Origin of the sequence: Pseudomonas sp. IT-P171 (assembly GCF_949767765.1) — a bacterium.
In the GTDB taxonomy this organism is placed as follows: Bacteria; Pseudomonadota; Gammaproteobacteria; order Pseudomonadales; family Pseudomonadaceae; genus Aquipseudomonas; species Aquipseudomonas fluorescens_B.
In genome coordinates, this window is sequence record NZ_CATKQN010000057.1 from 79,903 (window position 1) to 95,093 (window position 15,191).

The 15,191-nt window shown below is 59.1% G+C and carries 12 protein-coding genes; all 12 read left to right on the forward strand.

All coding sequences use genetic code 11. The annotated features are described in order from the left end of the window. The first annotated feature begins 30 nt into the window (after positions 1–30). The 12 genes from ACM6I5_RS24620 (at position 31) to eno (ending at position 15,038) form a co-directional block, all read left to right on the forward strand. Complete coding sequence (locus ACM6I5_RS24620; RefSeq protein ID WP_007907155.1) at positions 31–534, forward strand: OmpH family outer membrane protein; 504 nt, start codon at positions 31–33, stop codon at positions 532–534. A gap of 3 nt (positions 535–537) precedes the next feature. Continuing rightward, positions 538–1,593 (forward strand): UDP-3-O-(3-hydroxymyristoyl)glucosamine N-acyltransferase, encoded by a 1,056-nt coding sequence (lpxD, locus tag ACM6I5_RS24625; protein ID WP_414884869.1) that lies wholly within the window; start codon positions 538–540, stop codon positions 1,591–1,593. Between the two features lie 108 nt (positions 1,594–1,701). Beyond that, positions 1,702–2,142, forward strand: a complete 441-nt coding sequence (gene fabZ, locus ACM6I5_RS24630; RefSeq protein WP_017336708.1) for a 3-hydroxyacyl-ACP dehydratase FabZ — start codon at positions 1,702–1,704, stop codon at positions 2,140–2,142. Then, on the forward strand, positions 2,139–2,915 hold the full coding sequence (gene lpxA, locus ACM6I5_RS24635; RefSeq protein WP_414884870.1) for an acyl-ACP--UDP-N-acetylglucosamine O-acyltransferase: 777 nt from the start codon (positions 2,139–2,141) through the stop codon (positions 2,913–2,915). Before fabZ ends, lpxA begins: the two co-directional genes overlap by 4 nt. A gap of 2 nt (positions 2,916–2,917) precedes the next feature. Further along, positions 2,918–4,048 carry a lipid-A-disaccharide synthase gene (gene lpxB, locus ACM6I5_RS24640; RefSeq protein WP_414884871.1) on the forward strand — a complete coding sequence of 377 codons (1,131 nt, stop codon included), beginning with the start codon at positions 2,918–2,920 and terminating at the stop codon, positions 4,046–4,048. 11 nt (positions 4,049–4,059) lie between these two features. Next, on the forward strand, positions 4,060–4,686 hold the full coding sequence (gene rnhB, locus ACM6I5_RS24645) for a ribonuclease HII (protein ID WP_017336711.1): 627 nt from the start codon (positions 4,060–4,062) through the stop codon (positions 4,684–4,686). A 76-nt stretch (positions 4,687–4,762) separates the two neighbouring features. Then, a complete protein-coding gene (gene dnaE, locus ACM6I5_RS24650; RefSeq protein ID WP_017336712.1) occupies positions 4,763–8,284 on the forward strand; it encodes a DNA polymerase III subunit alpha in 3,522 nt (1,173 codons plus the stop codon). A 140-nt stretch (positions 8,285–8,424) separates the two neighbouring features. Next, positions 8,425–9,372: an acetyl-CoA carboxylase carboxyltransferase subunit alpha gene (locus ACM6I5_RS24655; protein WP_084322283.1), complete on the forward strand. Its 948-nt coding sequence runs from the start codon at positions 8,425–8,427 to the stop codon at positions 9,370–9,372. A gap of 134 nt (positions 9,373–9,506) precedes the next feature. Further along, positions 9,507–10,835, forward strand: coding sequence for a tRNA lysidine(34) synthetase TilS (tilS, locus tag ACM6I5_RS24660; RefSeq protein ID WP_414884872.1), 1,329 nt, complete (start codon positions 9,507–9,509; stop codon positions 10,833–10,835). 274 nt (positions 10,836–11,109) lie between these two features. After that, positions 11,110–12,741 carry a CTP synthase gene (locus tag ACM6I5_RS24665; RefSeq protein ID WP_017336716.1) on the forward strand — a complete coding sequence of 544 codons (1,632 nt, stop codon included), beginning with the start codon at positions 11,110–11,112 and terminating at the stop codon, positions 12,739–12,741. Positions 12,742–12,746: 5 nt separating this feature from the next. After that, positions 12,747–13,592 carry a 3-deoxy-8-phosphooctulonate synthase gene (kdsA, locus tag ACM6I5_RS24670; protein WP_017336717.1) on the forward strand — a complete coding sequence of 282 codons (846 nt, stop codon included), beginning with the start codon at positions 12,747–12,749 and terminating at the stop codon, positions 13,590–13,592. A gap of 156 nt (positions 13,593–13,748) precedes the next feature. Continuing rightward, positions 13,749–15,038 carry a phosphopyruvate hydratase gene (eno, locus tag ACM6I5_RS24675; RefSeq protein ID WP_008039408.1) on the forward strand — a complete coding sequence of 430 codons (1,290 nt, stop codon included), beginning with the start codon at positions 13,749–13,751 and terminating at the stop codon, positions 15,036–15,038. Positions 15,039–15,191 lie beyond the last annotated feature (153 nt).

Here is a 15,191-nt window from a genome sequence, read left to right on the forward strand (position 1 = left end):
TAACGACAATGGATTTTGTAGGAGTGCATCGTGCGTAAGTTGACTCAATTGGTTCTCCTGGCGACCGTACTGGTAGCAGGTCCGGCTTTTGCCGACATGAAAATCGCCGTTCTGAACTATCAGATGGCTCTGCTGGAATCCGACGCGGCCAAGAAATACGCCGTGGATGCCGAGAAAAAGTTCGGTCCGCAGCTGACCAAACTCAAGTCGCTGGAAAGCAGCGCCAAGGGCATTCAGGACCGTCTGATGGCGGGCGGCGACAAGATGCAGCAAGGCGAGCGTGAGCGCCTGGAACTTGAATTCAAGCAAAAGGCCCGTGACTTCCAGTTCCAGTCCAAGGAGCTGAACGAAGCCAAAGCCGTTGCTGACCGTGAAATGCTGAAGCAGCTCAAGCCGAAACTGGACAGTGCTGTGGAAGAAGTCATCAAGAAAGGTGCTTTTGACCTGGTCTTCGAGCGTGGCGCAGTGATTGATGTCAAGCCTCAGTACGACATCACTCGCCAGGTTATCGAGCGCATGAATCAGCTGAAGTAATCCATGACAGCGACCATAAAACTCGGCCAGTTGGCCGAGTTCCTCGGCGCCACCCTGCGTGGCGACCCGGAGAAGGAAATAACTGGGCTGGCCACTTTGCAAGAGGCTGGCCCAGCTCAGTTGAGCTTTCTGGCAAATCCTCAATACCGTAAATACCTGGCCGATAGCCGGGCTGCAGCCTTGTTGCTGAAAGCCGCTGACGCAGAAGGTTTTTCCGGTGAGGCGCTGATCGTGCCCGACCCGTATCTTGCTTATGCACGCATTTCCCACCTCTTCGATCCCAAGCCCAAGGCGTCTGCCGGTATTCATCCGACAGCGGTAGTGGCAGAGGACGCGGTGGTCGATCCGGCGGCGAGTATCGGTGCATTTGTGGTCATCGAAAGCGGGGCGCGAATTGATGCCGGGACAACCATCGGCGCGCACTGCTTCATCGGCGCCCGTAGCGTCATTGGTGAAGGTGGCTGGCTTGCACCGCGCGTCACGCTGTATCACGACGTGCGTATCGGCAAGCGGGTGGTGATTCAATCCGGTGCGGTACTGGGTGGCGAAGGTTTCGGTTTCGCCAACGAGAAAGGCATCTGGCAGAAAATCGCCCAGATCGGTGGTGTTCTGGTCGGTGACGATGTGGAGATTGGCGTGAATACCGCCATCGACCGGGGTGCGCTGGCCGATACCGTCATTGGTAATGGCGTCAAGCTCGACAATCAGATTCAGATCGCTCACAACGTCCAGATCGGTGATCACACCGCCATGGCCGCGTGCGTGGGGATCTCCGGCAGCACCAAGATCGGCAAGCATTGCATGCTCGCCGGTGGCGTCGGGCTGGTGGGGCATATCGAAATTTGCGACAAGGTTTTCATCACTGGGATGACCATGGTGACCCACTCGATTACCGAGCCGGGCTCCTACTCTTCCGGTACGGCCATGCAACCGGCTGCCGAATGGCGCAAAAGCGCGGCACGTATCCGTCAGCTCGATGACATCGCGCGGCGGCTGCGACAGCTGGAAAAGCGGACAGGGGAAGTGACCCCTGACGGTAATGCTTCATCAGATGGCTGATACCATTTCCATATCAAGTGTGCACAGCCGCTAGACTGCCTCCTTGATTTGCTAGAGGAACGCGCGTCAGTCGCGCGTTTCCAATCTTTACATAGGCTTCCCCCCGAAATGATGGACATCAACGAGATTCGCGAATACCTGCCTCACCGTTACCCGTTCCTGCTGGTGGACCGGGTCGTGGAACTGGACGTGGAAGGCAAGCGCATTCGCGCCTACAAGAATGTCAGCATCAACGAACCGTTCTTCAATGGTCACTTCCCCGCGCATCCAATCATGCCGGGCGTACTGATCATCGAAGCGATGGCTCAGGCTGCCGGTATCCTTGGTTTCAAAATGCTCGACGTGAAGCCTGCCGACGGCACGCTCTACTACTTCGTCGGCTCCGACAAGCTGCGTTTTCGCCAGCCCGTCACTCCAGGCGATCAATTGATCCTCGAAGCCCGTTTCATCAGCTGCAAGCGTCAGATCTGGAAGTTCGAGTGCCAGGCTTCGGTCGATGGCAAGCCAGTCTGCTCCGCTGAAATCATCTGCGCGGAACGCAAACTATGAGTTTGATTGACCCTCGCGCAATCATCGATCCGACGGCCGTTCTGGCTGAAGGTGTCGAGGTCGGCCCATGGTCGATCGTCGGCGCAGGTGTGGAAATCGGCGAGGGGACAGTGATCGGGCCGCATGTGATTCTCAAGGGCCCGACCCGAATCGGTAAGCACAACCGCATTTACCAGTTTTCTTCGGTAGGTGAGGACACGCCCGATCTGAAATACAAAGGCGAAGAAACCCGTCTGGTCATCGGTGACCATAACGTCATCCGTGAAGGCGTGACGATTCATCGCGGGACCATTCAGGACCGTTCGGAAACGACCCTGGGCGATCACAACCTGATCATGGCCTATGCCCACATCGGCCACGACAGTGTCATCGGTAACCACTGCATCCTCGTCAACAACACTGCGTTGGCTGGCCATGTGCACGTTGAAGACTGGGCGATCCTGTCCGGCTTTACCCTGGTTCACCAGTATTGCCACATTGGCGCCCACAGCTTTTCCGGCATGGGTACCGCCATTGGCAAGGACGTTCCCGCCTACGTCACGGTGTTCGGCAACCCGGCCGAAGCCCGTAGCATGAACTTCGAAGGCATGCGTCGCCGTGGTTTCAGCGAAGACGCGATCCACGCCCTGCGTCGTGCCTACAAGGTGGTTTACCGCCAGGGCCTGACCGTCGAGCAGGCGCTCGCCGAACTGGCCGAACCTTCGGCGCAGTTTCCGGAAGTCGCGGTGTTCCGTGATTCTATCCAGTCTTCGACCCGCGGCATCACGCGTTAATCATGGCTAATCTGCGTATTGCGCTGGTGGCGGGTGAGGCTTCCGGTGACATTCTGGGCGCCGGTCTCATGCGTGCGCTCAAGGCACAGCATCCGGCGGTCGAGTTCATCGGTGTCGGTGGTCCGCTGATGCAGGCCGAAGGCCTGACCTCGTATTTCCCGATGGAACGTCTCTCGGTCATGGGCCTGGTGGAAGTGCTGGGTCGGCTGCGCGAGTTGCTCAAGCGCCGCAAGCAGCTGATCGCCGACCTGATTGCCGAGAAGCCGGATGTGTTCATCGGTATCGATGCCCCGGACTTCAACCTGAATATCGAACTCAAGCTGCGTCAGGCCGGAATCAAGACCGTGCACTACGTCAGCCCGTCGGTCTGGGCGTGGCGGCAGAAGCGGGTGCTGAAGATTCGCGAAGGTTGCGACCTGATGCTGACGCTGTTTCCGTTCGAAGCAAAATTCTATGAAGAGAAAGGCGTGCCGGTGCGGTTTGTCGGGCATTCCCTGGCCGATGCGATCCCGCTTGAAGCGGATCGCGCTGCTGCACGGGCCGAGCTCGGTCTGCCGGACGGGCCGTTGGTCGCGCTGATGCCCGGCAGTCGCGGCGGTGAAGTGGGGCGTCTGGGGGCGTTGTTCCTCGATACCGCCCAACGTCTGCGCGCCGTGCGTCCTGGCGTGCGGTTCGTCATGCCTTGCGCCAGTCCTCAGCGACGTGCGCAGCTTGAAGAGTTGCTCGTCGGCCGCGATCTGCCGCTGACCCTGCTCGATGGCAAGTCCCATCTGGCGCTGGCCGCCTGCGACGCGGTGTTGATCGCCTCCGGTACGGCTACCCTCGAGGCCTTGTTGTATAAGCGGCCGATGGTCGTTGCCTATCGTCTGGCGCCACTGACGTTCTGGATTCTCAAACGCATGGTCAAGAGTCCCTACGTCTCGTTGCCGAACCTGTTGGCCCAGCGCCTGTTGGTGCCCGAGTTGCTGCAGGACGATGCGACCGTTGAAGCGCTGGCCCAGACGCTGTCGCCATTGATCGAAGGTGGCGAAGAGCAGACTCGCGGCTTTGATGAAATTCACCGGACCCTTCGTCTGGATGCCTCCAACCAGGCTGCAGATGCAGTGCTGAAGCTGATCGGCCAAGTACAATGAGTAAAACAAGCATGCAAATGGGGCTGGATTTCACCTTGGTCGCTGAAGTTGAAGATCTGGTTGCCGGTGTTGACGAAGTCGGTCGCGGCCCGCTCTGCGGTGCCGTGGTAACCGCGGCTGTGATCCTCGATCCGAACCGTCCGATCCTCGGTCTCAACGATTCGAAGAAGCTCACCGAAGCCCGCCGCGAAAAGCTCTACGACGAAATTTGCGAAAAAGCCTTGAGCTGGTGCATCGCGCGCGCGGAAGTCGAAGAAATCGACGAGTTGAACATCCTTCATGCCACCATGCTGGCCATGCAACGCGCGATCGAAGGCCTGCACATTCAACCGAAACTGGCGATGATCGACGGTAACCGCTGCCCGAAACTGTCCATGCGCGCCGAAGCGGTAGTGCAGGGAGACGGCAAGGTTCCGGCCATCGCTGCGGCATCGATTCTTGCCAAGGTCAGCCGCGACCGCGAGATGGCTGCCTTCGAATTGATTTACCCGGGTTACGGTATCGGTGGTCACAAAGGTTATCCGACGCCCGTTCATCTGGAAGCGCTGGCACGCTTGGGCCCGACCCCGATTCACCGCCGCTCGTTTGCTCCAGTGCGGTTGGCATATGAAGCTCGGGAAAGCCTGATCGAGAGTTAGTTGCAAGGCTGATGTTTTTCCCAAGGCCCGGTACAATCCGGGCCTTGTTGTTTTCATGACATAACGCAGGATCACTATGCCGGCTTCATTCGTTCATCTACGCCTGCACACTGAATATTCCCTGGTCGACGGTCTGGTGCGGATCAAACCGCTGGTCAAGACCCTGGTCGGCATGAACATGCCTGCCGTGGCGGTCACCGACCAGAACAACATGTGTTCCCTGGTCAAATTCTATAAAGCCGCCATGGGCGCAGGTATCAAGCCGATCTGCGGCGCCGACCTGTGGCTGTCGAACAAGGATCCGGACAACGCCCTGAGCCGGATCAGCCTGCTGGCCATGAACGCTGTCGGCTATCGCAACCTCACTGAACTGATCTCCCGCGGCTTCATCGACGGCCAGCGCAATGGCTCGGTCATCATCGAGCGCGAGTGGGTGGCCGAGGCCAGCGAAGGCTTGATCATGCTGTCGGCGGCAAAAGAAGGCGAGATCGGCCTGGCCATGCTCAGCGGCAATCCGGCTGAAGCGGAAAATCTGGCGCGCGAGTGGATGGAGGTGTTCCCGGATCGCTTTTACCTGGAAATCCAGCGCACCAATCGCCCCAACGATGAAGAGCAGTTGCACGGCGCCGTGGCCCTGGCGGAGAAGATCGGCGCGCCACTGGTCGCGACCAACGACGTGCGCTTCATCAAGCAGGAAGACTTTGCCGCTCACGAGACCCGCGTCTGCATCGGTGAGGGCCGCGCCCTCGACGATCCGCGGCGTTCGAAGAATTACAGCGATCAGCAATACCTCAAAAGCGCCGAGGAAATGGCCGAGCTGTTCAGCGACATTCCCGAGGCGCTGGAAAACACCGTCGAGATCGCCAAGCGCTGCAACATTGAAGTGAAACTGGGCACGCACTTCCTGCCCAACTTCCCGATTCCCGATGGCATGACCATCGACGAGTATTTCCGCAAGGTGTCCTTCGATGGCCTGGAAGAGCGCCTCAGCGTTCTGCTGCCCAAGGACACCACCGAAGACTACGAAGCCAAGCGTCAGGTCTACGTCGACCGGCTGAATTTCGAGCTGGATATCATCATCCAGATGGGGTTCCCCGGTTACTTCCTCATCGTTATGGACTTTATCCAGTGGGCCAAGAGCAACGGCGTGCCGGTAGGTCCGGGCCGTGGTTCGGGTGCCGGTTCGCTGGTGGCCTATGTGCAGAAGATCACCGACCTCGACCCGCTGGAATATGACCTGCTGTTCGAACGTTTCCTTAACCCGGAACGGGTATCGATGCCCGACTTCGACGTCGACTTCTGCATGGACGGTCGTGACCGGGTCATCGACTACGTGGCCGAAAAGTACGGGCGCAACGCGGTAAGTCAGATCATCACCTTCGGTTCCATGGCCGCCAAGGCTGTGGTCCGCGACGTGGCGCGGGTGCAGGGCAAGTCCTACGGCCTGGCGGATCGTCTGTCGAAGATGATTCCGTTCGAAGTCGGCATGACCCTGGAAAAAGCCTACGAGCAGGAAGAAATCCTCCGCGACTTCATCAAGGTTGATGAAGAGGCCGCGGAAATCTGGGAAATGGCGCGCAAGCTCGAAGGGGTCGTGCGTAACGTCGGCAAACACGCCGGTGGTGTGGTGATCGCACCGACCAAGCTGACCGACTTCTCGCCGATCTATTGCGACGAGGCCGGTGACGGCCTGGTGACCCAGTTCGACAAGGACGACGTTGAAGCTGCCGGCCTGGTGAAGTTCGACTTCCTCGGCCTGCGGACCCTGACGGTCATCGACTGGGCGCTGAAAACGATCAATCGCGACCGCGCCAAGGTCGATGAGCCGCCGCTGGACATTGCGTTCATCCCGCTCGATGACAAACCGACCTACCAGCTGCTGCAAAAAGCTGAAACCACCGCGGTGTTCCAGCTCGAGTCGCGCGGCATGAAAGAGCTGATCAAAAAGCTCAAGCCCGACTGCCTGGAAGACTTGATCGCACTGGTGGCCCTGTTCCGTCCGGGCCCTTTGCAATCGGGCATGGTTGACGACTTTATCAACCGTAAGCACGGTCGCGCCGAACTCGCGTACCCGCACTCGGACTACCAGTACGAAGGTCTGAAACCGGTATTGGCACCGACTTACGGCATCATCCTGTATCAGGAACAGGTGATGCAGATTGCCCAGGTCATGGCCGGTTACACCCTCGGTGGTGCGGACATGCTGCGTCGGGCCATGGGTAAGAAAAAGCCCGAGGAAATGGCCAAGCAGCGCGGTGGTTTCATTGAGGGTTGCGCCACCAACAACATCGATGCTGACCTCGCCGGTAACATTTTCGACCTGGTGGAGAAATTCGCCGGTTATGGCTTCAACAAATCCCACTCCGCTGCTTACGGCCTGGTTTCGTACCAGACCGCGTGGCTGAAAACGCACTACCCGGCGCCGTTCATGGCCGCGGTACTGTCGGCGGATATGCACAACACCGACAAGGTCGTGACCTTGATCGAAGAAATTCGCACCATGAAGCTGCGTCTCGACGCGCCGGATGTGAATACTTCGGAGTTCAAGTTCACGGTGAATGACGAAGGCCGCATTATCTATGGCCTCGGCGCGATCAAGGGTGTGGGCGAAGGGCCGGTGGAAGCGATCACCGAGGCGCGTCAGGACGGGCCGTTCAAGGACCTGTTCGATTTTTGCGCCCGTGTCGACCTCAAGCGCATCAACAAGCGCACGCTGGATGGTTTGATCCGAAGCGGTGCGCTGGATCGTCTGGGGCCCTGTTTCCATGACGAGCCGAAAGCCTATCAAGCGAGCATCGACCAGAACCGCGCGGTCTTGCTGAATGCGATGGAAGGGGCGATCAAGGCCGCCGAACAAACCGCCCGCACCCACGACAGTGGTCACGCCGACCTGTTCGGCGGGCTGTTCGTAGAAGAGGACGCGGACGTCTATGCCAATCACCGCAAGGCGAAAGAGCTGACCCTGAAGGAACGCCTTAAAGGGGAGAAAGACACCCTGGGGTTGTACCTGACCGGTCACCCGATCGATGAATACGAAGGCGAAATCCGCCGTTTCGCCCGCCAGCGGATCATCGACCTGAAGCCGGCTCGTGATACACAGACCGTCGCAGGCATGATCATCGCCCTGCGGGTGATGAAGAACAAAAAGGGTGACAAGATGGGGTTCATCACCCTTGACGATCGTTCTGGCCGGATCGAAGCCTCGCTGTTCGCCGACGCGTTCCATTCCGCGCAGTCGCTGTTGCAGACTGACGCGATGGTGGTGGTCGAAGGCGAGGTCAGCAACGACGACTTCTCCGGCGGTTTGCGCCTGCGGGTCAAGCGGGTGATGAGCATGGAGGACGCGCGCACCAACCTGGCCGAAAGCCTGCGATTGAAGCTGCAGACCAAGGATTTGAAGGGCGATCAGCTACGCTGGCTGGGTGAGTTGTTCAAGCGTCACCGCGGCGCATGCCCGATCACCATGGAATACACGAGCCCCGATGCGAAGGCCTTGCTGCAGTTCGGCGAGACCTGGCGAATCGACCCGGCGGATGCGTTGATTCAAGCCCTGCGTGACCAGTTCGGGCGAGACAACGTCTTCCTCCAATACCGTTGACGGTCAGGTGCCTTCCATACGCCCTGATCTCGACCTGAATTTTTAATCTCGACCTGAACGCGCCTGTCCCTTAAGGTAGGGCGCGAATAGACAACCGGCCGGCCCAAGCTCTCTTGGACGTCGACCCTAGACGGACGCCTATGAACCCGAATTTTCTAGATTTCGAACAGCCGATCGCCGACCTGCAAGCCAAGATCGAAGAGTTGCGCTTGGTCGGTAACGACAATTCGCTGAATATCGGCGATGAGATCTCCCGCCTGCAGGACAAAAGCAGCACGCTGACCGAGGATATCTTCGGCAAGCTGACCAGCTGGCAGATCGCGCGTCTGGCGCGTCATCCGAAACGTCCATACACCCTGGACTACATCGAACACATCTTCACCGAGTTCGACGAACTGCACGGCGACCGTCACTTTTCCGACGACGCTGCCATCGTTGGCGGCGTGGCCCGTCTGGATGACCAGCCGGTGATGATCATCGGTCACCAGAAAGGCCGCGAAGTGCGCGAGAAGGTTCGCCGCAACTTCGGCATGCCGCGTCCGGAAGGCTACCGCAAGGCGTGCCGCCTGATGGAAATGGCCGAACGCTTCAAGATGCCGATCCTGACCTTCATCGATACGCCGGGCGCCTACCCGGGCATCGACGCTGAAGAGCGCAACCAGAGCGAAGCGATCGCCTGGAACCTGCGCGTCATGGCCCGCCTGAAAACCCCAATCATCGCCACCGTGATCGGTGAAGGTGGTTCCGGTGGTGCACTGGCCATCGGTGTGTGCGATCAGCTGAACATGTTGCAGTATTCGACCTATGCGGTGATCTCGCCGGAAGGTTGTGCTTCGATTCTGTGGAAAACCGCAGAAAAAGCACCGGATGCCGCTGAAGCCATGGGCATCACTGCCGAGCGCCTGAAAGGCTTGGGCATCGTGGATAAAGTGATCGGCGAGCCTTTGGGCGGCGCTCATCGTGATCCGGCTGCGGCCGCTGCATCGATCCGTGCCGAGCTGAGCTCGCAGCTGGCGATGTTGAAGAAGTTTGATAACGAAGCGCTGCTGGCCCGTCGTTACGAGCGTCTGATGAGCTACGGTCTCTGACCTGACTGCGCTGTACCCCATGTGGGAGCGAGCCTGCTCGCGATGAGGGTTTAACATTCAACAAATTTGTTGGCTGTTGTACCGCTATCGCGAGCAGGCTCGCTCCCACATTTGATTTGTGCAAAGGGAAAGATATGGATCGGCCCTCGATTGATTTGCCTTCCCGGCTTTTGCTGAATCTGAAACCGTGGCGCAACGCCCCGGCCTGGCGCATCGCTTTCAGCGGCGGCCTTGATTCCACCGTCCTGCTGCACCTTCTCGCTTATCTCGCAAAAACCGAAATCCTCCCCGATCTCAACGCCATACACATTCATCACGGCCTCCAGGCTGTGGCTGATGCGTGGCCGGAACACTGCCAGTCGGTCTGTGATGAGCTGGGTGTACCTTTGCAGGTCGTTCACGTTCAGGTTCGGCCCGGCGCCAGCCTCGAGCGTGCAGCCCGTGATGCGCGATATGGCGCGTTCATCGAGGCCACGCAAACCAACGAAGTGCTACTGACCGCCCAACACCGCGATGACCAGGCCGAAACCCTGTTGTTCCGATTGCTGCGTGGGGCCGGGGTAAGAGGCTTGTCGGGGGTGCCGAGCCAACGCCCGTTGGGTCGGGGGCATCTGCTGCGGCCGCTGCTCGATGTTTCGCGCGCAGAGCTTGAGGCTTACGCGACCGAGCATCAATTGAGGTGGATCGAAGACCCTTCGAACCAGGATCATCAATTCTCGCGCAATTACCTGCGGCATCAGGTGTTGCCGGCCATGACCAAGCGTTGGCCTCAAGCCGTGGCGAGCATGGCCCGCAGCGCTGCGCATCTGAGTGAAGCCCGGGGATTGCTTGATGAGCTGGCGCAAATCGATCTGGCGCATGCCCGCACCGTCGGTGAATTCGATTGGCTGGGTGTGCCGTCCCTTGAGCTGTCGCCGATTGCAAAGCTGTCCGCCGCTCGCCAGCGAAATGCAGTGAGTCACTGGCTCGCCGCGCTGACGCGTCTGCCAGACAGTGACCACTGGTCGGGTTGGGAGGATTTGCGTGATGCCACCGGCGATGCTCGTCCGATTTGGCGTTTGGCGGACGGTGAGCTGCATCGGGCGGGCGGACGCCTCTGGTGGTTATCCGGTCATTGGTTGAGACCTGTACTCGGCATCGGGAGCTGGACTGATCCCTCGCAAGCGTTGGTTTTGCCTGGCAACGGCGAACTCAAGTTCACCGGGCAACCCCCGGAAGGCCCGCTACATATCCGCTATCGCGAGGGCGGCGAGGCCATGAGCCTGCCCGATCGCGGCCATCGGGACCTGAAGCGCTTGCTCAATGAGCGCGGGGTTCCAGGGTTCGTCCGTGGCAGATTGCCGCTGCTGTACCGGGGCGAGCAATTGCTGGCGGTAGCCAACCTGCGGGGCTTGAATGGCAGTGAGCAGGACGGCTGGAATTTACATTGGCAGCCACCGAGCGAAGATCAAGGTTTGAGCTGAAAGGGGCTTTCCGGTAGACTACGCTCCCTTCTTGATACAACTTCTGTGGATTCGCCTGAATTGCAGGAGTTGCCGATTACCAAGCAGTCTTTGCTGGGCGATTCCAAAAAATGTGTAGCGAGCAACGTACCGGTGTTTCAACTCCCGGTCTGTCCCAACGCGGCGGTTTTTTTGAAAGGTGCACTGTGATTAATGCAGGTGATCGGGGGCTTCGGCCTTCCTTCGCTTTCCCCGGCGGCTCGGACCGCTTTAACGCAGACTTCTAGGGTTTTTCATGACGCGCTACATATTCGTCACGGGCGGTGTTGTTTCTTCATTGGGGAAAGGCATTGCATCGGCTTCATTGGCGGCCATCCTGGAGGCGCGGGGACTTAAGGTCACCATGCTGAAGCTGGATCCGTACATCAACGTCGACCCGGGCACCATGAGCCCGTTCCAGCACGGTGAAGTGTTCGTCACCCACGACGGCGCCGAGACCGACCTGGACCTGGGCCACTACGAGCGGTTCATCCGCACGACCATGACCCAGAACAACAACTTCACCACCGGCCGTGTCTACGAACACGTCCTGCGCAAAGAGCGCCGTGGTGATTACCTGGGCGCCACCATCCAGGTCATTCCCCACATCACCGACGAAATCAAGCGCCGGATCATCAAGGGCGCCGGCGATGCCGACGTGGCGATGGTCGAGATCGGTGGCACCGTGGGTGACATCGAATCCCAGCCGTTCCTCGAAGCCATCCGTCAACTGCGTTTCGAAGTCGGTGCCAAGCGCGCGATGCTGATGCACCTGACACTGGTGCCGTACATCGCCACCGCCGGCGAAACCAAAACCAAGCCAACCCAGCACTCGGTCAAGGAACTGCGTTCCATCGGCCTGCAACCTGATGTGCTGGTGTGCCGCTCCGATCACCCGATCGACATCTCCTCGCGTCGCAAGATCGCGCAGTTCACCAACGTTGAAGAACGTGCGGTGATTGCGCTGGAAGACGCCGACACCATCTACAAGATCCCGGGCATCCTGCATTCGCAAGGCCTGGATGATTTCGTCGTCGAGCGTTTCGGCCTGCAATGCGGCGGCGCGGATCTGTCCGAGTGGGAAGCCGTGGTCGACGCCAAGCTCAACCCTGAGCACGAAGTCACCATCGCCATGGTCGGCAAGTACATGGAGTTGCTGGACGCCTACAAGTCGCTGATCGAAGCGATGAGTCACGCCGGCATCAGCAACCGCACCAAGGTCAACCTGCGCTACATCGATTCCGAAGACATTGAAAACCAGGGCACCGCGCTGCTGGAAGGCGTCGACGCGATCCTGGTTCCTGGCGGTTTCGGTCTGCGCGGCGTGGAAGGCAAGATCACCGCCGTCCAGTACGCTCGTGAAAACAAGATTCCGTACCTCGGCATCTGCCTGGGCATGCAAGTGGCCGTGATCGAGTTCGCTCGTAACGTCATGGGCTGGAAAGACGCCAACTCCACCGAGTTCGATCGTGCAAGCGGTCACCCGGTCGTGGGTCTGATCACCGAGTGGGAAGATGCCACCGGTGCTGTCGAAACCCGTACCGAAACATCCGATCTGGGCGGCACCATGCGCCTTGGCGCGCAGGATTGCCTGCTGGAGTCGGGTTCCCTGGTTCACGACTGCTATGGCAAGGACGTGATCGTCGAGCGTCACCGTCATCGCTACGAAGTGAACAACAACCTGCTGCCGCAAATCATGGAAGCCGGCCTGAAAATCTCCGGTCGTTCCGGTGATGGCGCGCTGGTTGAAGTGGTTGAAGCGCCGGATCATCCATGGTTCGTCGCTTGCCAGTTCCACCCTGAGTTCACCTCGACACCACGTGACGGTCACCCGTTGTTCAGCGGTTTCGTCAAAGCAGCTTTGGCTCAACACCAGAAGAAGGCGTGAACCTTATGGCGCAGAAGATCATCCGCGTAGGCGAAATCGAGATTGCCAACGACAAGCCAATGGTGCTGTTCGGTGGCATGAACGTGCTGGAAAGCCGCGACATGGCGATGCAGGTCTGCGAAGAGTACGTGAAGGTTACCGAGAAACTCGGTATCCCTTACGTGTTCAAGGCCAGCTTCGACAAGGCCAACCGTTCCTCCGTGACCTCTTACCGTGGCCCCGGCCTGGAAGAGGGCATGCGGATTTTCCAGGACATCAAGCAAGCCTTCGGCGTGCCGATCATCACCGACGTCCACGAGCCTGAGCAGGCCGCGGTCGTCGCTGAAGTCTGCGACATCATCCAGCTGCCGGCCTTCCTGTCGCGCCAGACCGACCTCGTGGTCGCGATGGCCAGGACCGGTGCGGTGATCAACATCAAGAAAGCCCAGTTCCTCGCGCCTCAGGAGATGAAACACATCCTGAACAAGTGCGTGGAAGCGGGTAACGATCAGTTGATCCTCTGTGAGCGCGGTTCGAGCTTCGGCTACAACAACCTGGTCGTCGACATGCTCGGCTTCGGCATCATGAAGCAGTTCGAATACCCGGTGTTCTTCGACGTGACCCACGCGCTGCAAATGCCCGGCGGTCGCTCCGATTCCGCCGGCGGTCGCCGCGCCCAGGTCCTCGATCTGGCGAAGGCTGGCATGAGCCAGTCATTGGCCGGTCTGTTCCTCGAAGCGCACCCGGACCCGGACAACGCCAAATGCGACGGCCCTTGCGCCTTGCGTCTGGACAAACTGGAGCCATTCCTGGCCCAGCTCAAAGCTTTGGACGAACTGGTGAAGAGTTTTCCGACGGTAGAAACCGCGTAATCCTCATTTCTCCGGTAAAGTACCGCACGATTTGTTGCTCAGGCCCTTGGGCCTGAGCCTTGTCGTCCGCAAGTCTGCCCGTTGCACATCACTTGCCGGCGATAAAAGATTTCCTTCAGCTGCGTCGTTTTCGTCAACTTTGGAGTGTTTACAACAATGGCAAAAATCGTCGACATCAAAGGTCGTGAAGTTCTCGACTCCCGTGGCAACCCCACCGTGGAAGCGGACGTGCTTCTCGATAACGGCATCATCGGCAGCGCTTGCGCGCCGTCCGGTGCTTCCACTGGCTCGCGTGAAGCGCTCGAGCTGCGTGATGGCGACAAGAGCCGTTACCTGGGCAAGGGCGTTCTGAAAGCCGTCGCCAACATCAACGGTCCGATCCGCGACCTGTTGAAAGGTACTGACCCAAGCGACCAGAAAGCACTCGATCACGCGATGATCAAGCTCGACGGCACTGAAAACAAAGGTTCCCTGGGCGCCAACGCGATCCTCGCCGTTTCCCTGGCCGCGGCCAAGGCAGCAGCACAGGACCAGGACCTGCCGCTGTACGCACACATCGCCAACCTGAACGGCACCCCGGGTGTGTACTCGATGCCGGTTCCGATGATGAACATCATCAACGGTGGCGAGCACGCCGATAACAACGTCGACATCCAGGAATTCATGGTTCAGCCGGTTGGCGCCAAGTCTTTCTCGGAAGGTCTGCGCATGGGCACCGAGATTTTCCATCACCTCAAAGCCGTACTGAAGGCCCGTGGCCTGAGCACTGCCGTAGGTGACGAAGGTGGTTTCGCGCCGAACCTGGCGTCCAACGAAGATGCTTTGAAAGTGATCTCCGAAGCGGTGGCCAACGCCGGTTACAAACTGGGCACCGACGTGACCCTGGCACTGGACTGCGCGGCCAGCGAATTCTACGAAGACGGCAAGTACAACCTGTCCGGCGAAGGCCAGGTGTTCACCGCTGAAGGGTTCGCCGACTACCTCAAAGGTCTGACCGAGCGTTACCCGATCATCTCCATCGAAGATGGCCTGGACGAGTCCGACTGGGCTGGCTGGAAAATCCTCACCGACAAGATCGGCGAGAAAACCCAGCTGGTAGGCGACGACCTGTTCGTGACCAACACCAAGATCCTGAAAGAAGGCATCGATAAAAAGATCGCCAACTCGATCCTGATCAAGTTCAACCAGATCGGCACCCTGACCGAAACCCTGGAAGCCATCCAGATGGCCAAGGCTGCCGGTTACACCGCGGTGATCTCCCACCGCTCCGGGGAAACCGAAGATTCGACCATTGCCGACCTGGCTGTGGGCACTTCGGCTGGCCAGATCAAGACCGGCTCACTGTGCCGTTCCGATCGCGTCTCCAAGTACAACCAACTGCTGCGTATCGAAGAGCAGTTGAACGGCAAAGCCAAGTACAACGGCCGCAGCGAGTTCCGCGGTTAAGCTGTAGAGGGTAAAAAGTCAGCGGATTGTGTCGGAAAAGTCGCGACAGCGACGGATTTGCCACTAATCTGATGCCTTAAGAGCACAAGCCTGGAGATTCCAGGCTTCGTGCTATCAGACACTTCAAAGTTTTGGCATGGCTGTCTTTTTTCA